This window comes from Carboxylicivirga longa (genome assembly GCF_050589825.1).
Lineage (GTDB): Bacteria > Bacteroidota > Bacteroidia > Bacteroidales > Marinilabiliaceae > Carboxylicivirga > Carboxylicivirga longa.
This window is the reverse complement of sequence record NZ_JBNGOZ010000001.1, coordinates 345776-366479: the sequence shown is the minus strand read 5'-3', so window position 1 is coordinate 366479 and position 20704 is coordinate 345776. Positions and strand designations below refer to the sequence as shown.

The following is a 20704-nucleotide window of genomic DNA, read 5'->3' as shown; positions in this document are numbered from 1 at the left end:
CCTATTTAAGAAAGACGCTCGAATGGCTCGTTTCATTGTCCTTTTTATAAATCGTATTACTAATCAACTACACAGTTAGGGCACTCACTTCGCCTGTGCCTTCGGTCACCTTAATGGGTGCCTCACCCTCCTGCTCTCTATTCACTGAAAGATCCTTTTCAATGTCTTTCATCTTGGCCGAAGAAAGCGGGTAAGCAATCATCGCCACAACAGACAGCACCATGAAAATGGAAGGAATCCAACTCATTAATAGTTTTATACCCGGAAGAGCTGCCGGAATGGTTTGCTCGTTCATACCATCATAACCATATCCACCCAATACAAAACCGATGATGGCACCGGCCACACCGCCACCAAATTTCATGGCAAAGGTACCAGCCGAATAGATCAATCCTGTGGCCCGACGGTTATGTTTCCATTCCGAGTAATCGGCTGAATCGCCCAGCATTGCAAAGAACAACACCGGCATGATACCCGCTCCGAATTCGGCCAGCGAACCCAACACAAATACCAGGACTGTATCCTGCGGCCCGGCCAGGTGAATAAGCCCGGTGGTGATACCCGAAAACAGCATCACATAGATAAATAAACGTTTCTTCCCGAAATAATTTGCCAGAGGCGTTGTTACCAAAGCCGCAACCATGGAAACAACCAGCAACACCACCATGTAAGAGGCCGCCAGTAGTTCATTCCCAACAAAGCGCTTGAAATAGATAACAGTAATTCCCTGCTTGATGGAATTAAAAGTTACGAATAGAAAACCTACGACCAGCAGAATAAGCCAGGGCTTATTTTTAATTAAATCGGATAGGTCGTGCCATACTGATGATTGCTGATTCTTTGGTGCCGGCACACGCTCGCGCGTGGTGAAAAACGTTACCAACAGGAAGACCACTAACAAACCGGCCAACACGTACATGGAGTACTGATAACCTTTACTTTCATCGCCACCACCCAAAAACAAAACCAGGTAAATCAATAAACCCTGCGCAATGATGCCACCGAAGTAAGCACCCGCGAAACGAAAAGAAGAAAGCGACGTGCGTTCTTTCTGATCGGCTGTCATCACACCCATTAAGGCCGAATAAGGCACGTTATTGGCGGTATATACCAGGGTTAATAATATGTAAGTTACGTAGGCATAAATAAGTTTACCCGTAGGACCAAAGCCGGGCGTTGAAAAGGTCAGCACTAACAAAATACCAAAAGGCACAGCCGACCAGAGTATCCAGGGTCGAAACTTACCATGCTTGGTGTTGGTACGGTCGGCAATCATACCCATGATTACATCGGTAACCCCGTCGGACAAACGCGTAATCAGGAGCAATACACCGGCGGCCACTGCCGAAATACCGAATACATCGGTATAAAAAACCAGTAGAAAAGAGGTGATGGCGCGCCAGGCAATATTAGCTGAGGTATCGCCCAGAGCATAGCCAATTTTTTCTTTTAATTTAATTTTATCTGAAGCCATAATTTTGAAATACTGAGATCCTTATTTTGTTTTAAACTCACCAAAACTGCCTGGAATAGACTGGATGTGCTTTTTAAGTTCTGCACGCATCTCTTTCACGATGTCCTGGTAATCGGGATGATGATAGAGATTCACCTTCTCGTTAGGATCCTTCTCCAGATCGTACAACTGATCGGCATCGGCATAATGCGGATATCGCTGTGTGGATGGGAACTCGGCATCGCCACCTCCGGGTATGATCTGCACATGCCCGAATGGCTTTGACGGATCGGTATTATTAGGTGCTTTCCCCCGTGTTTTGAGCTTTTTGTTATAATCATCCAAAATTTGTTGACGCTCCTCTGCTGTCAGGTTTTTAACCCACTGCGGATAACGCAAGGCCAGGTATTTATACTTTCCCTTACGGACGCCTCGCGAATAACCGATCTCGAAATACAAAGAACCACGTTCACGGGCTTCTTTACCTTCCAACACACTGGCAAAACTACGACCGTCAAACTCCTTTTCATTGTATTTTTGTCCAACCAAATCCAGAATCGTAGGGGTGAAATCCACGTTCGACACCAAAGCATCCGTACTCGATCCGGCTTCGAACCCGCCTTTCTTCCATACGATACTCGGATTACCGGTAGCGCCCTGGTAAACCGTTCCCTTGGCATACTGACCATGATCGTTGAAGAAGAAAATAATGGTATTGTCGTAAACACCTTTATCTTTTAGACTCTGAACAAGAGCGCCCAAGGCATCATCCATCCATAATAAATTGGCTTTACGATCATTCACTTCCTGGCCGGCAGCCTTCAATCGTTTTGGGATGGTTGATTGATGCGGCAACACATCCGGTGCTTTATCCAACTTACCGATGGGTGTAATGGTCCGGTCGGCATTCCAGGCTCTTTCAGCCTCCAGTGGTCCGTGCGGTAAGGTAGTGGCAAAATATAAAAAGAAAGGTTCGTCACCGGAGTCTTTAATAAATCCCAGGGCTGCCTCGGTAGACCAATCCAGGTTGTGAACGGCCAAATCCCAGGGCCCGTTAAAATCCGGGTTCTCGTAATAGATTCCCTCGGCAAAATCAAAACCACAAGCTTGATAAGCTGCCTGTGTAGCCTTGTAGTTAGCACGTTGCTGCTTCATCACTTTTTTATCAGAGGCATCGGCGGTAATCGGAATCTTCACATAATCTTCCACTTCGTACACATGGTTTTTACCAACGGCCCCCGTTTTATAACCGGCTGCTTTCATTAAACTTGCCAGGTTGGCATCTCCGGGCATGATGTGTGTATTCCACTCCACCACACGTTGACCATCATTTTTCTTCAGCTGCTGTAATACCTGGGGGTTGTTGGCACGGCTGGCGTAGGTGCCGGTCAGCACGTTAAAACGACTGGGTGTACAAACCGTGGCGGCCACGTGCTGCCCCATCATTACGGTCCCTTCCTCCACCAGCTTATCCAGGTTAGGCGTTAGGTTCCGCCCCTTACTCTCCGGCAGGAAGTTAAACATATCGCGCGTCATGTCATCCGCTATGAAAAACACGATATTAGGGCGCTTATCGCTTTTTGCCTGCGAAAATACCGGCAGGGAACAAGCGACCAAAAGCAGGCCTATGATAATTTTATTTATCTGCATACGGATAATTTTAATTTTCTGAAACATAAATGGCATCCAGGCCTAAAACCAGTAAACTGGCAGCTGCATTCCAGTTAATGGCAATTTCGTTGGTTGAAAAGCTGCACTCCAAATCAACATAGCTCATTGCAGGAAAAGTTGAGGGATAAGCCTCAACACCGCAATCGTGCGGTGCCTGACGCGATGGCCCACCTGCCAACAATCCCGGAATAGGATCAGCAATGGCATCGGCAGAGCAACGACGATCATGCACATTCATGGGCGGATTATGGCCAAAGCCGGTAACAAAACTCCTTCCCAAAGCATTGGCGCCAAGCAAATAGCTCACACAGGCATCCGATGCGGCTAAATACTTTGCATCCTTGGTAAGCAAATAGGCATGCATCAACAAAATACCCTGATTACTTAACTCGCTGTTACTCCCCCATGGGAACTTTGTGATAGAAATACGATAAGCCGAATTATCGTAGGCTTTATACAAGCGATCCGCCATTTTAAGTAGGGCTTTCTCACCGGCTTTTGGTAACTGATCCGCTTGTTGCAAGCTGTATAAACCTAGCACATTGACATTACCCCACTGTGGCACAATAAAATCCTGCTCCTTACTATTCATGTGGCCCTTGTACTTGTTTAATCCGGTTGCCAGATACATTTCGGCAGCGGCCCAAAACCACTCATCACTGATATCCTTGTCTTTATACTCTCCTGTACTGATATCGTCCGGCTGCTGATAGAGGATGGCCGGATTTTTTTCGCACCACAACCAGGCTTCATTGGCCGCTTTCAAACACTGATCAGCCAAACCCGGATATTGCTTTTCAAACGGTTTGATGACGCGGTAGGCTTTGGCCATGGTAGCTGCAAAATCGAGCGTGGCGGCCGTTGTTTTCATCACCACGTAACGTTCAAGCGGATCGTTATGAGGCATAACCATGCCACAGAATCGTTTGCTCGTTAATTTATGATACACACCCCCATCGTTTGGATCTTGCATGGTCAACATCCATTTCAGGTTGATAATGGCTTCGTTGAGTACATCCGAAGCGCCATTGCCACTTTCGGGAATATTCAAGGCGATGGCGGCACTGTATTGGGGAAACAACTCACATAAATGAAGTAAAGAATAAGTGGTGATACCCGAGTTAACAATGTACTTGCCGTAATCACCTGCATCGTACCAGCCACCCGGCGATGAAATAATGGTTCCTTCAGGACGCGCTGCAGAAGCGGCTGAGGCATGTATTTTCACTTTTGTGTCGGCATGACCAAGCGGACGGGCATAAACACCAGCATACTCCTCTTTGATTGGCTCAGATACGCGTGCCATGTAATACGACTTCACCAGCGCCTGTCCCAGGGTTTTATAACTATCACCCTTAATGGTGACAGGCACATGGGCCTTATGGCCATCCACCACTAATTCGTATTGACCGGCCGAAGTAAACCCGCTTAAATCGGCATAACATACTTCAGTACCGGACTGTGGCCATTTTTGCGATTGGCTGAGCTGTCCGCTGTAAACAATCTTGCCATCGGCAGACATTAATTGAAACGATTGACCGGCATAGGCCTTGGCCATAAAAATCCGTTTAACCGACTGTGGCTGATAAGCGTACTGATTAGCGCCTTGCGCCTTAAGCATGGGAGCACCTCTCAGTGCACCCATGGACAGTATAATTAATAAAGCTATAAATTTCATTGACAACTACTTAACATTAAAAGGTATTGTTAACAATTGCGTATTGGCCGATGAGCCTCCAACCATGACACTGAACTCGCCTGCATCAATGGTGGGTTGAAAGTTGGCATCCAGATACTGTAGCATCTGCGGTGTAATGGTAAAGCTCACCCGCTTTGTTTCACCGGCCTTAAGGTGTATCCGCTTATACCCTTTCAGTTCTTTAACCGGACGTGTAATCCGGCAATATTTATCGTTCACGTAAAGCTGTACGATTTCCTCGCCATCGATAGCCGATGTATTGCTCACTTCAACCTGTGCAAGCAAATTTTCATCCGGACGGATGGTCTCTTTGGAAATACTCAGGTTTTGATACACGAATGTGGAATAACTTAACCCGTGTCCAAAGGGATATAATGGTGTTGACTTGGTATCGACATACTTATGAAAATAATGCGATGGCTTGTGGTTATAAACCGATAACTGATGTCCCACGCTACGCGGAATGGTAATCGGCAGTTTACCCGATGGATTGACATCGCCATAAATCACCTCAGCCACGGCCTGTCCACCAAAACTTCCTGGTTCCCAAGCTTCGACGATGGCCGGTATATGATTATCGATCCATTCGGTAGCCAGCGGACGGCCATTCACCAAAATCACAATGGTTGGTGTGCCTGAGGCATAAATAGACTCCACCAGCTCCTGCTGCAATCCGCCCAGGCTAATGTCAGCACGGGCCGAGTTTTCGCCACAAGTTTTTTTATCCCACTCCCAGCGGTAAGAGTTTTCACCCACCACCACGATGGCCAGATCGGCCATTTTAGCACGTGCTTGTGCTTCACGCACATGTGCTTTAGTGACATCTTTGGGGTTATCGCCCACGGGCAGATAATCGAAACGGGCCGCTTGATCGGCCTGCTTTAAGCCTTCAAGCACAGTAATGGTATTATCTACAGGTTGCTTCCAGGCCCAATCACCTAAAATAGTTTCGTTGTGCGCGTTGGGTCCGGTAACGAATATCTTTTTATACTGTCCCTTTTTAAGCGGCAGTAAGTCATCATTCTTCAACAGAACAATTGATTTTTGAGCGGCTTCAAGGGCTGTTTTCTGATGCTCCGTATTAAATAAGATATCAGCCACTTTTTCTTCATCGGCAAATGGATTTTCGAATAAGCCCAAACGAAATTTAGCTTCCAGCAAACGGCGTACACTTTCGTTGATCCGCTCTTCGGTAAGACGACCCTGCTCTACCAGTTGCATCACCGGCTTTAAAAAATCGGGTCCGTGCATATGCATATCCATTCCGGCCTCGATGGTTTGAAAACAGGCCTCCGTTTGGTTTTCGGCCACAAAATGACGGGTGGCCAGACGTTCAATATCCATCCAGTCGCTCACGATAAAACCATCAAAGCCTAATTCGTCCCGCAGCACGTCCGTCATCATCCACTTATCGGCATGACAGGCAATACCGTTTAACTCATTATGAGCCGTCATCACCGAAAACACACCGGCATCAACGGCGGCTTTGTAGGGCGGCAGAAAAATTTCGCGGATGATGCGTTCTGATAAATCGGTAGGTGCACCATTAAGCCCGTTCACCGACTCACTGCCGGCAATCAGATGCTTGGCGCAAGCAATCACGTTAAAACTATCGGGATGGTTGGTGTGTTGTAAGCCTTCGATCATGGCCACACTCATTTCAGACACCAGCACAGGGTCTTCGCCGAAGGTTTCGCCCACGCGCCCCCAACGGGCTTCGCGTGCCACATCCACGTTAGGCGTAAAAGTCCAGGCCGCACCGGTGGCCCGCATCTCTTTGGCCGTTTCAACCGACATCTTTTTTACCAGTGCCGTATCCCAGGTACTGGCCAGTCCGATGGGCGTAGGATAAACGGTGGCCCCATTAACCAATGCCGTGCCGTGGATGGCATCAATACCAATCAACAGAGGAATTTGCAAACGGCTCTTTTGCGCCAGGCGTTGCAGGTAATTCGCCTCCTTTACGTCCACAACATGCAGAAATGAACCTATCAAACCTTGTTCAACCAGTCTTTCCACATCACTGGAATGCAGGTCGGGGTAAAAGCCTTGTGCATCGCTTTTCTCCATTTGTTCCTTGGTCAGGTTTTGCTCTGCCTGACGCATGTGATCCAGGCCTACATACTGACACATCTGCGCCACTTTCTCTTCCAGTGTCATGCGGCTTAAAAGGTCGTCAACCCTTTGCTGAACCGGCACTGAGGCATCCTGATAAACCCGTGTATCTTCAGTTGAAGGCTGACAGCCCCAACCAAACATAAAAATCACAAGCAAGTAGATTCCTATATATTTCAATTTAATCATCTTTCTTATTTTGACAGGTGAATGTTACAATTGAGGGTGTCCAAATACAAACCTTCACGCAAGGATCGCTAAGCATTTCGCGATCACTTTGCTTTCTTCACTATATTCCTTCTTTGCGCACTTTTGCGAGAAATACTAATGCTTTTGGACATCCTTAATGTATAAATCAGTATACTTAGTAACCAGGATTTTGATCGGCCGCACTAATATTAGGGTTGGCCGTAATTTCTGATTGTGGTATTGGCATCAACATATTACGCTCATCGTCGGGCAACAACACATCCCTTGCGTTATCAAACTCATAAAGCCCATGGTTATTATGCACATCAATCACATTGGCTTTGAAGTATTCATAACCTCTCCGGCGATCGTTAAACCACTCATGCCCTTCGCCCAAGAGCTCATACCGGTATTCGAACATGATAGCCGCTCTGAACTCTTCCTGGGTCAGACCTAACCAATCGGCCGGTTCACTCTGGGCCTCTTCGCCCGACCGACGGGCTCTTGCCAATACCTGATTAACGTATTGATACGCATTGGCCGGACCATTCAGTTCATTCTCTATTTCAGCCAGCATCAGCAGCAAATCGGCATAACGCATAACAACGAAGTTCATATTCGTATCGTAACTTGCACGCTCATGTTCCTTGATATAATACTTGTTTAACCATGGGTAACTTTTGTCTTTGTTGCCGCGTCTGGTAAAAAACGGATATGACTTAATATTAGTGGCTTGACCGGCGTTATTGTATTTGGGCCATTCTGACAAAAAGGTGGCGGCAAGGCGCGGATCCTGGCTAAGCACATTACCACCTTCATCGGTTAAGGTATAACGCTCATTGTGCATATCGTAGCACTCCAGATTCGGCTTGATGCGACCCCATACCGAGCGGCCAATATTTCCATTTGAAGGCGTAAACAACTGATACAAGCGCAAGGAGTTTTCGACATTACCCTGTATTTCAAAAACCGATTCGACCGTATTATTAGCGGTAGCCTCAATCCACAAGCTATGGTAATCATCAACCAGGCTATACTTTTCGTATGCTTTAATAGCATGGTTATAGGCTTTTTGCCAATAGTCGGTTTGATCGGCACTTTTATTACCGGCTAAAGTCATATACACTTTAGCCAACAACATGTTAGCTGCTCCTTTTGCAGGACGCCCCGGTGTTTGCTCGCCCACCTCTTTCATTTTAACAGATGCGCTGTCCAAATCTGCAATTATCTGCTCATAAACGCTTTCTGCTGTCGCTCTGGGCTGGTTCATCGTTTCAATGGTCGGATTCTTAGTGATTAAAGGCACTCCACCATATATGCGTACTAAATTAAAATATACAAGGCCCCTGATGAAATAAGCCTGCCCCAGAATATTATCCTGCTCAGCGGGGTTATTTAGATTCACGTCCTCCAAGTGGGTAATCAAATCGTTGGTGCGCCCAATGGCCTGATAAGATGCCTGCCACACATTTTCGACAAAATTTAAGGACGGTGATGCCTTTAAGGCTGCTATGTCGAGCAAGGTTGCATCCCGATTACTATTATACAGACCGGATGAAAAATAAGTTAGGTGTAGTAAATCGGCACCATAATAATTAAAACTCGCCAGGGAGGCATAACAACCATTGAGCACTGTATTGCTGCCATCAATGGTTTGATATAAATTTTGGCCTGATGGAAACTTAGGATCTTCATCCAAAGTACAGCTAACCATCATGGTAGCCAAAAAACAACTCAGTATAATTTTATATAATCTCTTCATTATTCTAGTATTTTGGATTAAAACGTAAGGTTTACACCCAACAAAAATGTAAGCGCATTAGGCGTTCCTACCCAGTCGACACCCATGATAGATCCATCATTCATAAAACTGGTAATCTGCGGGTTATATCCACTATAGTCGGTAATGGTAAACAGGTTACGACCCGATGCATACACACGTGCATTGCTTATCAGGTTATTGGTCCACTTGGTGGGCACATCATATCCTACAGTCAGGTTATTTAAACGCAGGTAGCTACCATCCTCCACGATACGATCGGTCAGGTACTGATTCAGATTATAGCCAATACGTGGATAGGCATTAGATGGGGCATCTTCGCGCCAGGCTTGTTTATAGGCATCAACCAGTATATTGGTTCCACGTCCTTCGGCGTAAGCCAGCTCCATATTGTAGGCGTTAACAACATCGGCACCGTACACCCCCTCAAATAAGGCACTTAAGGTAAAACGCTTGTATCGAACATCAATATTAAAGCCATAAACAAAATCAGGATTTGGATTACCTATAATAGTCTTATCCAGGTCATCGATATTACCATCATTGTTTTGATCAACAAAAATCACGTCACCGGCCTGGTTTGGATTACCATCAAAAGTAGCTCCTTCACCGGCTTGGGTAGCATCCTGATAAATACCATTGGTTTGCCAGCCCCAGAACAAGCCCATGGCCTCGTCAACCATAAATATATTGGCGGGTTGCTTAAAGTAAGTACCGGTTGAAACTTTGCCACCATAGAACAATTCGCGCTGCTGTTCCTGGCCATCGATCCATACCGTGCTGGTTGGCAGCCCCAGGGGCCTCACTTTATTGCGGTTAAAGGAGATATTTGCTCCAAGATCGAGCGTAAAATCTTTTTTCTCGATCAGTGCACCATTCAACATAAACTCCAATCCCCGGTTCACAATAGATCCCCTATTAATGGTGATACTTGTAAATCCGTTTGATGGACCAATTTCAATATCCTGCAATAAATCCTTGGTCGTTTTATAATACATATCTACCGAACCACTTAGGCGGCCTTCGAAAAAACCAAAGTCTAATCCGGCATTATATTGCTCGGTGGATTCCCATTTCAAATCAGGATTGGGTATGCGCGCAGGCACGTTACCCACGATGCTGGCATTCCCGTCATTTACATAATTCACACTCGAATACGTTGACAGTGTTTGATAGGGCGAAATACCTTGATTACCGGTTAATCCCCAACCTGCGCGAAGCTTGAGGTTATAGAAAACATTCAATTGCTTTACAAATGGCTCTTCCATCAGACGCCATGCCGCAGCCATCGCCGGGAAATAACCCCATTTATTACTTCCCTGGAACTTAGATGACTTATCGCCCCTAAAGCTGGCTGTTAACACATAACGATCTTTAAATGTATAATTCACGCGTCCCAGAACGGAGAACATTTCTTCCTCACTGTTTAAAATGGTCATCGGACGCAGAATAATTTGTCCCCCCTGAGGAAAGTCCGACCCCAGGTTTTTTACCGGAAAGTCTTTTACTTCATATAATTTATTTTGAGTATTCACACCATCGTAGGTTACCCCTGCAACCGCATTAATTTTATGCTTACGTCTGAAATTACGGTTATACATCAATAGGTTATCAATCACAAACGACTTTCGATCCTGATACGAGTAGTTGGCCAATCCATTTTCCTTTCGGCCTACAAATACACCTAAGTCATAAAACTTGGTTCGATCCTTTTTTCGATAATCGATACCGCCGTTCAGCTTGTATTTTAATCCTTTGGCAATTTCATAAGTAAACGCAACAGACTGATTAATTCTGATTTCCTTGGTATTATCATCATAATCAGTTAGCCAGGCATAAGGATTAGAAACCTCCAAATCTAATTCATCATCATCACCTTCAGTGTCATCGCTACTAATCAGTGGGCGGTACGACAATATCTGCTTGGTAAAACTACGGTTTCCACCCGATTTACTGCCTGCCTGTGCGAAGGTACCATCCTGATACATCATGCTGGTGCGGGTTTGCATTTTCAGACGCGAACTAATATCACGATCATAATTAAAGCGTAAATCGCCCTTTTTAATGCGTGTGGTTTCTACGATACCTCGCTGATCGTTCATACCCATTGAAAAATAATAACTCGACTTTTCTGAACCCCCACTAATTGATAAACCCGCATTGTAACTCATCGTGGTTTGATAAATCTCGTCCTGCCAGTTTACTTCATCATAAGGCACATCGCCAATAACCGGGTTATTGTCCGCATCAGTACTTAACCTATAAACCTGATTGCCATCAATATGGTACTTAGGATCAAAACCTTTCAGCTGATCTGCTTCATTCTGGTACATAGCCCATCCGGGCCCATCGAGCAACTCCAACTTGCGCTCAATGGTGTTCCACTCCAGCGAACCATAGGCTGATACCTTGGCATTTCCACCAGTGTTTTTCTGTCCGCTTTTGGTAGTGATTAACACTACACCGTTAGCACCTCTCGACCCATAGATCGCCGTTGCTGAGGCATCCTTCAGCACCTCAATCGACTCAATATCCTGCGGATTTAATCCGGTTAAGCCATTCTGTGGCGATTGCAATTCATTGGCATCAGTAGATGGATCCGACACATCGGTGCCGGCGGTGGAAATTAATACCCCATCCACCACATACAAAGGCTCATTATTACTGCGTAAGCTGTTTGTACCGCGAATACGGACACTCACCGCACTTCCGGGACTACCGGCATTACCCGTTACCTGCAATCCGGAAGCACGACCTTGCAACAACATATCGACAGAAGGATACTGCCTGGCTACTTCATCCGACTCTTTTACGGAGCTAACGGCGCCGGTCACATCGCTCTTTCGCATCTCGCCGTATCCTACTACCACCACCTCATCCAAATCGGTAATTTCATCCTCCATCACCAGGTCGATGATTCTGTTTGAGCCAACTTGTCTTTCGTACTTTTTAAACCCAATGAACGAGAAAACTAGCACCTCCCGATCCGCTGATACTTTCAGGCTGTATTGTCCCTGTACATCGGTAATAGTACCCTTGGTTGTGCCTTTAATTACCACTGAAACACCAGGCAAGGGTTCTCCGAATGTATCCGTTACTTTACCTGCTACAGTAATGCCACTCTGTGCAAAACTGAGAGCAGATATTAATAGGACAACTAAGCCTAACATCAATTTCTTCATAACTTAGATTTTACTTTTTGACTTAAACTATACGCAGCAATATTAAGGACAGTGCCATGATGACAAGATATAAAAATCGTTCGCTTAAGGTAGGTCGATGATTCACTAAATAACGAGCCCTGTATAAATGACTCTTATTCAGGAGTAATAAAGCAACGACTTTAGCTCCATGCCCGGCATGAAATTCCTATTATCACCCTGCTGCAGCAACAAAAAAGGCAATGCACAACTAGTGATACCTATTAGCATAAGACCAGGAATACTGCCGGCATGAACGATACTTACCACCTTTTTGAATCATCTGCACTACCTGAGCAGGCGGATATTTAAATACTTATGCCTTGACAAACCCGACTCACAAATATTCAGTACTTTTGATAAATTTTAAGTTAAAAAAATCCACATGAGTTTGCTCAAGCCGGTTTTAATTAAGTGTACCTTCCTGATTCTTTGCCTATTTTGCACCTGCAATGGTGCTGCTGCTCAATACAACTATCGATTCGACCAGATATCAGTCGATGAAGGCCTAAAAAACAGCCGCGTGGTTTCAGTCATTCAGGACAAAGAAGGCTTTATGTGGCTGGCTACGCACAATGGACTGGACAAGTTCAACGGAGCCGACATTATGCACTATTCATTATCTTCACCAGATGGCCTTTATCCAAACGATGACATCATTAACTGCCTGGTTACTTCTGATAAATACGATATTCTGTGTGGTACTAAAAACGGCAACCTATATGCCTATAACCGTAAAGCAGACGCTTTTTATAAGGTACTGCCTTTCGAACACAACGATGCTTTGTTTAATATCTACGCCATCCTATCGGAAGATGATGAAAGCATTTGGATTGGCACAACGGGTGGTCTTTATCATTTCAACATCGAAACTTCTGAACTATCAGCCATTAAACAAGTATCGCAGGCTGTCAATGACATTAGCCTCTGCGACGACAAGCATATCTGGGTGGGCACTGTCAATGGTCTGCATTTAATCAATAAGTCATCGAAAGAAATGGTTGGTTTATCATCCGACAGGCAGCTGAACCAACTACTTTCTAAGATTGACATCATGTGCTTACATCAGGAGGAGGACACGCTGTTTATGGGCTCACGCAATTCGGAGATCTTCAAATTTGAGATTCACCAAAATCAACTCCAGCTTACTGCCCGTAAAAACCTTAGTAACAATGAAAAGAACTATCCCGTAACGGATATTATTAGCACACCTGACAAAAACCATCTGGCCATAGCCCTTGATGGCATTGGGCTTTACATTACAGATAAACAACTGGCGGTTAAAGAATCCTATTTCGCCGATGACAACAATATTAACTCACTGTCTTCCAATGGTGTTTACAAACTTTACTACAGTCCGGATGATATTTTGTGGGTAGCCACTTATGGAGGCGGTATTAATATTGCCAACCCAAACAAAAAGCAATTTAGCGTACTCAAGCATATACCCCACATACATAACAGCCTGCGTAACAATGTTGTTAATGCTGTTTTAGAACACGATAAACAACTTTGGTTCGGTACCAAAACAGGAATTAGCATTTACACGCCTGAAAAAAATAAGTGGAAGCACATCCCGGCCTTAAAAAAAACGCTTCAGAAACCCTTTCATGTCATGTCGATGTGCAAAAGTAAGAATGATGCTATTTGGGTAGCCACTTATGGACGCGGTCTGATTAAAATAGAACCATCCAACGGGCGAAAACGTGTCATTACGAAAAGCTCCACCGGCCCTTTCACAACACAAACCAATCATCTTTACCAGGTTATATGCGACAGCCAGAGCCGGATATGGACCGGTGGTATATGGGGAAATATCAGTATTATAGATGAAAAAGCTCAAACTACTCAAACGGTTAATATCAGTAACGTGCGATCGATTTGTGAGTACAAAAACAAAGTACTGGTTGGCACGCTGTTTGGCCTTTTTATGGTGGACAAAGCCACGCTGGAAGTTTCCCGTCCTTCCCAAAGCCTATTGCTCAAAAGCCGCATTATCTGCATCCGTAAGCATCCCTCAAAGGATAAAGTATTTCTGGGTACCGATGTAAACGGACTTCTCGAATGGGATATGGCAAACGACGAGCTGAAAACCTATGAGAATAACAACCTGCCTTCCGGTTATATCCGTAGCATCTTATGGGATCAGCAAGAGCGACTTTGGGTAAGTTCAACCGGTGGTTTATCGGTGCTAAACGACTCAACACATCTTTTTGATAACTACAATAGCAGTGATGGCCTTGCCAATACAGAATTTTCTGAAAACGCAGCTTGCCTGCATTCTTCGGGTCGGCTTATTTACGGTGGGTCCAAAGGCATCTCTTGGTTTCACCCGGATAATATCACTAAATCGGAACAAGTAAGCACGCCTTTATTAATGAGCATGAGCCTGTTTGGTCAAAAAGTAGAGATTGATCCGGATGGCGTGTTAACCGAAAACATCAATTCGCAGCAGGTGTTAAAGCTTCAACACGATCAAAACTCACTGAGCTTTGAGTTCGGCACCATCTGCTACACCAATCCCCAAAATGTAAGGTATAAATGGAAACTGGAGGGCTTCGAGGAGCAATGGAATGGTCCTACCGCAGTGCGCGAAGCTATCTACTCCAAGCTACCCCACGGCGACTACACCTTAAAAGTAATGGTAACCAACGATGATGGTGTGTGGCAAAACCAGGTTAAGACGATACAAATCAGTATTGCTCCGCCATTCTGGAAAACACCTGTGGCCTATGTGCTGTATGCCCTTGTTCTGCTGGGATTAATACTGTTAAATATGCACTATTACCACATCATTATTCAGGAACGCCATGCCTCGGAGAAACAACAGTTTTTTATATCCATTGCCCACGACTTAAGAACGCCCCTTTCGCTGATAAAGCTGCCCATTGAAAAAATGGTGGAGGCCGGTGGTAAAGACGAAGCTGAGGATCGTAACCTGAACCTGGTGAAACGAAACGTGGACCGCCTGACCAACCTCGTGAATCAGTTGCTGGATTTTCAAAAGGCTGACCTACAAAAGATGCAGCTACAGGTGGAGAAAACACACCTTAATCAATTCATTACCGAACGTTTAGAGTCCTTTACACCACTGGCCAGTGAGAAGCAAATTAAGGTTAAGACAGCACTGGCTGAACATGGCGAAGACATCTGGATCGATCGGAGTAAGATGGAAAAGGTAATGTTTAATCTGTTTTCTAACGCTTTTAAGTATACGCCAGCCGGTGGAACGATCAAAATTAGTACTGAGTACACAGCCAAATATGCCACTATTCATGTACAGGATTCGGGAGAAGGCATACCGGCCAACCAACAAAAAAATATTTTTCAACGCTATTACCGGGCTACCAATGCCATTAACTCCAAAGAGGTAGGCAGTGGTGTAGGCTTAATGCTGAGCAAGCAACTGGTTGAACTGCACAAAGGCAAAATATCCTTCAAGAGCGAATATGGTATGGGCTCAACCTTCACGGTGAAACTGCCCCTGGGCAAAAAATTATTCACCCCGGATGAAACCCGGCATTTTGATGCCGAAGAAAGTGCCCTCACCCCTATTTACAGCAGAACTGCGGATACATTAAATTCAAATTCCTCAGGACCAAAACTACTATTGGTGGAAGATAACCCAGAACTGCTGGATAGTCTGGCCATTGAGTTCGATACACAATACCGGGTGTTGAAAGCAGCCGATGGCGAAGAAGGGATGAAACTAGCAACTGAACACATGCCCGATATCATTGTGTCAGATGTAATGATGCCTAAAATGAATGGCCATCAACTCTGTATGAAACTTAAAAATGATCTGTCCACCTGCCATATCCCCATCGTACTACTGACAGCACTTGATTCGCCCGACTACAAACGCGAAGGTCTGGAACACGGGGCTGATGCCTACCTGGAAAAGCCATTCGATATTAAGCTCTTGAGGGCGCAAATCAGTAACCTGCTAAAAAACAGGCAACGCCTTAAGCAAACCTTTAGAGAACCCTCCTCGCAAATAGAAGAGGCTTCTACCAATCAAACCGATCAGGCATTTCTGGAGAAAATTAAACAGCATATTATTACGCATATCGACAGTGAAAAGCTTAGTGTTGAACAAACAGCGCAGGCCCTGGGTATGAGTCGCCCGGTTTTATACCGCAAAATAAAGTCATTAACAGATTTATCGCCACAACAGTTTCTGATGACCATCAAATTAAAAGAAGCTGCCCGTATCATGAAAGAGGACGGCCATAACATCAGCGAAACAGCCTATATGATTGGTTTTACCGATCCGAAATATTTTAGCCAGACATTTAAAAAATACTTTGGTGTTACCCCTAGTCAATATTTGAAAAAGTAAGTGAAGTAAATAACTTTTCAAAGTTTTAAACTTTGAAAAAGTTGGCGCTTGAATAAATCTAATAGGAAATAATTTTACTCAAGGTATCAGCAAATAAAGCCGCACCATCAATACTAAAATGCACTTTATCGGTCAACAAATCAGGTCGCAGGTTAGCTTCCGAGGTGATTTTATCGCCTTCAATGAGGTGCAGTTTCGTGTCGCCTTCCGATTGCAGCTGGTAAACCAAATGCTTTAAAGCGATGCGGAAATCCTCAGGTGTCAGGCCGGTTCGCTCATTGGCTCTAGCACGAGTATGGGTTAAGGTAATGCAATAAATATTTGCCTTCGGCTGATTGTGTCGGATTTCCTTCAGGTAAGCTAAATACGATTGTGAAAACTCTTCTACTGATTTATCTTTAAACATCAAGTCGTTGTAACCTATTAAAATGGTAATCACATCAGCCAGCGGCATTTCACGCATCATGCGGGCAATGGCCGGTGATATTTTTGCACCACCAACCGCCAGGTTGTAGTAATCAAAGTTTAAGGCCTTGGCCAATAAATAAGGATAAGTTAGAAAGGTAGCCGACCCCTGTCCTACACCATGGGTGATACTGTTACCAAGAGCCAGGTACACGGGCTGATTTTGCGCTGCAACAGGCAATAAAGTGGCCTCTTCGTCCAACTCCATTCCAACGAGAGCTACATTGGCAAAACTGGGCAGGGTCACTTCAAAAAGAGTTTCATCGCCCGATGAGTTTTCGAATTTAAAACTCATGAACTCCTTTGCCTTATCTCCTTTGAAGTTAAAAACATGCGTCTGTACGCTATCTTGATAAATGGCAAATTCGCTACCCCGGTTTTGTCCTTGCATCGGTTTAAATGTAAGGCACACCTGAGCACTCCTTGTCTTAAAGAATATGCGGATGCCACTATTAGTGCGAGCCTTATCAGCATTAAACATGGCATCGCTCACGGGCGCATTTAATGTTTCTTCCGAAAAACGGGAGAAGGTCAGCTGACCTTCATCCCGATTCACATAATTAGCTCCCTTAACAACTATCCACTTGCTGGTAAGATCCACTGCTTTCATAGCCCCCTGGGCTCCCGGACTTTTACAAGCCACAGCCGTCATCACCACCATGATAGTTGTTAAAATAATGCTTTTCATCGTTTCTGACTATTTAATATTTCCAGCAACTGTGTTTGCATGGATACCCGAATCGCCTCATGCTGCGTATCATCTGCCAGTGATGTTTTTTCAAGCGGATCGTTGATATAATCATACAACTCGGTCGCCACAATTTTAGGTTGGGTATAGATCTGTTGCTTACGGAATGGCCCCTGCAACCATATCGTATAGCGGTACTGCTGATTACGAATGGTATAACCCATTATTTTATCCCCGCGCGGAAACTGACTGATGGCATAGTTTTTTACTTCCTTTTTGGGGTTCTTAAGTGCGGGCACCAGACTCAATCCGTCTAAATGCTCACCAACGGGCAAATCGGTTAGCTCGCACAAAGTCGGATACATATCTACAAACTCGGCCATGGTGGCGGCCACTTTGCCTTGCTTCATGCCGGGGGCAGAAATGATCAACGGGGCTTTAACCGCCTGCTCAAAATTGGAGTGCTTACACCAAAGGCCATGATCGCCCAGGTGCCAGCCATGATCGCCCCATAAAACAACCACCGTATTTTCACGCAATCCCAATTCATCAAGCTTCGTCAAGACTTTACCTATTTGGGCATCCACGTAAGTTACGCAGGCCTTGTACCCGTGAATCAATTCCTTTTGCTTATCTGCCGGCACCTGGCCCGTTGGCAGTATATCGGAGTAGTTACGCAACTCTCCCCAGCTATGATAAGCATGCACAGGTGCCCCTTCGGATTTTTCCATGAAAGGGGCCTGGCTGATGTCTGATCGCTGGTACATGTCCCAGTATTTTTTAGGCGCGGCAAAAGGCAGATGCGGCTTATGAAAACCCAGGGCCAGGAAAAAAGGCTGCTCCGCTTGACTCATCTCATTTAACAGCTCCATTCCCTTTACAGCCACCGCACCATCTTCATAAGCATCGTCAGGCACATCCAAACACTCCACCGAAGGCGACAATCCACATTCCTTCAGATACTGATTGGTTGCTTTCCAGCCCAATTTCTCCTTTTTACTTTCGCGATAGGCTTTATGAATGACTTTATTTTGGTATTTTCCATTGGCCGGGTACTTAAAACCCTTGGCGTAGGTGTAATGCCTGTCTTCCTGATAAGGAATGCTCCACGACCGTGGGTCATTATTTTTTGCCCCATGAATGATTTTACCGGCAGCGGCTGTTTGGTAGCCATGTTTTTGAAAATACTGCGGTAAGGTCACCACACCAGGATTTACATCCCGCATATTGGTTTTTAAATCCCATACCCTGGTCTGATCGGGTCGGAGCCCGCTAAAGACACTGACGCGTGAAGCAGCGCACACCGCCTGCTGACAATATGCATTTTCAAATAGCACACCCTGTCCGGCCAAAGCATCCATGTTAGGACTAATGATCTGTTGATCGCTATAGCAACCTAACATGGGTTTTAAATCATCCACCACGATAAACAGGACATTGGTTTTCTGCTTCTTCTCCGCCCGGCAATGCCCTACATTCATAAATAAAATGAGACCCAACACTGCAAACACAAAAATCTTCTTCATAAAAACGTATTTTGTTTTTAAATTACATGTATAGCCCCTTTATTACCAGAGCAGTCTTTTACTGGCACAATAATGGCTAAACATATTACTGCTTTCCCTTTTTGCTCCATTTATGATTTTTAGGGTCAATCTTCACAGCATTGACAGATTGCCGCCACTCTATAACGAGCTGATGCAAGGCCTCTGCCTTCTTCGGCATTTTTTTGGAAAGATCGTGTTGTTCGCCAATGTCCTCTTTCAGGTTGTATAGCTCAATGATTCCTTCATCGTACCAGTCAATCAGCTTATAATCGCCCAGACGCACAGCCGTGCTGTTGCGATCGCCGGTGCTTGTTGGTCGTCCCATTGGAGAATGCCAAAAGATGGGTGTCTCACGCTCAAATTTCTCACCTCTAAAAGCGGCCGTCACATCCACCCCATCCAAATGATCGTGGGGACGCAGCGGCAAGCCGGCCATGGCCAATACCGTTGGATAAATATCGGTACCCGTCACCAGAGCCTCTGACACCTGCCCTTTAGGCGTTACGCCCGGCCATTTTACAATAAAAGCTTCGCGAATACCGCCTTCGTAAAGCCAGCCTTTCCCGTAACGAAGCGGGTAATTCGATGTGGCCAATTTACGGGTATTGCCCCGTGTTGACAGCCCACCGTTATCGGCCGTAAAAATGACAATGGTATTATCGGCAAGCCCCAATTCCTCAAGGATTTTGCTTACCTTAGCCATGCTTTGATCAATGCTCTCGATCATTGCCGCGTAAACCGGAAAGTCCTGACGCATTTTAGTATCACCGGTCAGCGTTTTTTCGTACTCCGGCAAATCATACTGCATGGTTTTCAATTTCTTTTGATACTTCTTTACCAACTCAGGTTTGGCCTCGAAAGGTGTGTGTACACCATAATGCGAAAGAAAAGCAAAGAAAGGTTGATCGGGCTGTTGCTTCACATGCTGCTGCATGAATTCAATAGTCTCGTCGGTGATACGGTCGGTGATGTACTCACCTTCATGGCCATCTTCCAATCCATGTATTTCGTCTTTTTTAAAACCCTTTCGACCGGCGGCTGTTGACTCGCCCTTTCGGTACGGATACCAATAGGTAGGCGGTGATCCGGCCGCTCCACCTGCCACGTTCACATCAAACCCCTGCTTTTCGGGCATATTGCCTTCCTTATCCTTAAAGAGCAAATGCCATTTACCGGTGAAAAAAGTTGAATAACCGCCTGCCTGCAATGCCTCTGCAATGGTTAGGTCTTCAGGAACCAGCCCACCTTTGCCCGGCACATGCCCTCGGGCCGGGTACTTCCCGGTCATCACCCCATAACGGGCCGGCACACAACGGGGGTGAGCGGTATATGCCTGGGTAAAACGAACACCCTCAGCGGCCAGCTTATCAATAGCAGGTGTTTCATAAAACTTTGATCCCTGACAGGCTAAATCCATCCAGCCCAAATCATCCACATAAAAAATAAGGATATTTGGCTGTTTTGCTAACTGCTTGTTGCTTGCATTTACCACTAATGGTAAAGTAAACAACATGGCTCCCCAAATAATATTTAGTACTATTCTCATACAAAATTA

General features: G+C 45.3%; 10 protein-coding genes. 1 reads left to right on the top strand and 9 read right to left on the bottom strand.

The genetic code is table 11. The annotated features are described in order from the left end of the window. Positions 1 to 67: 67 nt before the first annotated feature. The 6 genes from ACRD7A_RS01400 to ACRD7A_RS01375 all read right to left on the bottom strand — a co-directional run bounded on the left by ACRD7A_RS01400 (position 68) and on the right by ACRD7A_RS01375 (position 12089). Entirely contained in the window at positions 68 to 1474 is a 1407-nt protein-coding gene (locus ACRD7A_RS01400; RefSeq protein WP_430809551.1) for an MFS transporter, read from the bottom strand. 21 nt (positions 1475 to 1495) lie between these two features. After that, entirely contained in the window at positions 1496 to 3103 is a 1608-nt protein-coding gene (locus ACRD7A_RS01395; protein ID WP_430809550.1) for a sulfatase family protein, read from the bottom strand. A gap of 10 nt (positions 3104 to 3113) precedes the next feature. Beyond that, on the bottom strand, positions 3114 to 4802 hold the full coding sequence (locus tag ACRD7A_RS01390; protein WP_430809549.1) for a glycoside hydrolase family 9 protein: 1689 nt from the start codon (positions 4800 to 4802) through the stop codon (positions 3114 to 3116). A 6-nt stretch (positions 4803 to 4808) separates the two neighbouring features. Then, positions 4809 to 7127 (bottom strand): glycoside hydrolase family 3 N-terminal domain-containing protein, encoded by a 2319-nt coding sequence (locus ACRD7A_RS01385; protein ID WP_430809548.1) that lies wholly within the window; start codon positions 7125 to 7127, stop codon positions 4809 to 4811. A 175-nt stretch (positions 7128 to 7302) separates the two neighbouring features. Beyond that, a complete protein-coding gene (locus ACRD7A_RS01380) occupies positions 7303 to 8889 on the bottom strand; it encodes a RagB/SusD family nutrient uptake outer membrane protein (protein ID WP_430809547.1) in 1587 nt (528 codons plus the stop codon). A gap of 17 nt (positions 8890 to 8906) precedes the next feature. Beyond that, positions 8907 to 12089 carry a SusC/RagA family TonB-linked outer membrane protein gene (locus tag ACRD7A_RS01375; RefSeq protein ID WP_430809546.1) on the bottom strand — a complete coding sequence of 1061 codons (3183 nt, stop codon included), beginning with the start codon at positions 12087 to 12089 and terminating at the stop codon, positions 8907 to 8909. 403 nt (positions 12090 to 12492) lie between these two features. Here ACRD7A_RS01375 and ACRD7A_RS01370 point away from each other — a divergent pair, with 403 nt between their 5' ends. Then, complete coding sequence (locus ACRD7A_RS01370; RefSeq protein WP_430809545.1) at positions 12493 to 16449, top strand: hybrid sensor histidine kinase/response regulator transcription factor; 3957 nt, start codon at positions 12493 to 12495, stop codon at positions 16447 to 16449. 58 nt (positions 16450 to 16507) lie between these two features. On the opposite strand, the gene ACRD7A_RS01365 is transcribed toward ACRD7A_RS01370, so the two are convergent. The 3 genes from ACRD7A_RS01365 to ACRD7A_RS01355 form a co-directional block, all read right to left on the bottom strand. Continuing rightward, positions 16508 to 17602, bottom strand: coding sequence for an SGNH/GDSL hydrolase family protein (locus ACRD7A_RS01365; protein ID WP_430809544.1), 1095 nt, complete (start codon positions 17600 to 17602; stop codon positions 16508 to 16510). Further along, positions 17599 to 19128: a sulfatase gene (locus ACRD7A_RS01360; RefSeq protein ID WP_430809543.1), complete on the bottom strand. Its 1530-nt coding sequence runs from the start codon at positions 19126 to 19128 to the stop codon at positions 17599 to 17601. Before ACRD7A_RS01360 ends, ACRD7A_RS01365 begins: the two co-directional genes overlap by 4 nt. Positions 19129 to 19213: 85 nt before the next feature. After that, positions 19214 to 20695 (bottom strand): sulfatase, encoded by a 1482-nt coding sequence (locus tag ACRD7A_RS01355; RefSeq protein WP_430809542.1) that lies wholly within the window; start codon positions 20693 to 20695, stop codon positions 19214 to 19216. Positions 20696 to 20704: the final 9 nt, after the last annotated feature.

What these genes read in the sequence shown, in the direction of transcription:
- ACRD7A_RS01360 (WP_430809543.1), bottom strand. Translation starts at nt 19,128, where the DNA reads ATGAAGAAGATTTTTGTGTTTGCAGTGTTGGGTCTCATTTTATTTATG.
- ACRD7A_RS01375 (WP_430809546.1), bottom strand. Translation starts at nt 12,089, where the DNA reads ATGAAGAAATTGATGTTAGGCTTAGTTGTCCTATTAATATCTGCTCTC.
- ACRD7A_RS01395 (WP_430809550.1), bottom strand. Translation starts at nt 3,103, where the DNA reads ATGCAGATAAATAAAATTATCATAGGCCTGCTTTTGGTCGCTTGTTCC.
- ACRD7A_RS01390 (WP_430809549.1), bottom strand. Translation starts at nt 4,802, where the DNA reads ATGAAATTTATAGCTTTATTAATTATACTGTCCATGGGTGCACTGAGA.
- ACRD7A_RS01370 (WP_430809545.1), top strand. Translation starts at nt 12,493, where the DNA reads ATGAGTTTGCTCAAGCCGGTTTTAATTAAGTGTACCTTCCTGATTCTT.
- ACRD7A_RS01365 (WP_430809544.1), bottom strand. Translation starts at nt 17,602, where the DNA reads ATGAAAAGCATTATTTTAACAACTATCATGGTGGTGATGACGGCTGTG.
- ACRD7A_RS01385 (WP_430809548.1), bottom strand. Translation starts at nt 7,127, where the DNA reads ATGATTAAATTGAAATATATAGGAATCTACTTGCTTGTGATTTTTATG.
- ACRD7A_RS01380 (WP_430809547.1), bottom strand. Translation starts at nt 8,889, where the DNA reads ATGAAGAGATTATATAAAATTATACTGAGTTGTTTTTTGGCTACCATG.
- ACRD7A_RS01355 (WP_430809542.1), bottom strand. Translation starts at nt 20,695, where the DNA reads ATGAGAATAGTACTAAATATTATTTGGGGAGCCATGTTGTTTACTTTA.
- ACRD7A_RS01400 (WP_430809551.1), bottom strand. Translation starts at nt 1,474, where the DNA reads ATGGCTTCAGATAAAATTAAATTAAAAGAAAAAATTGGCTATGCTCTG.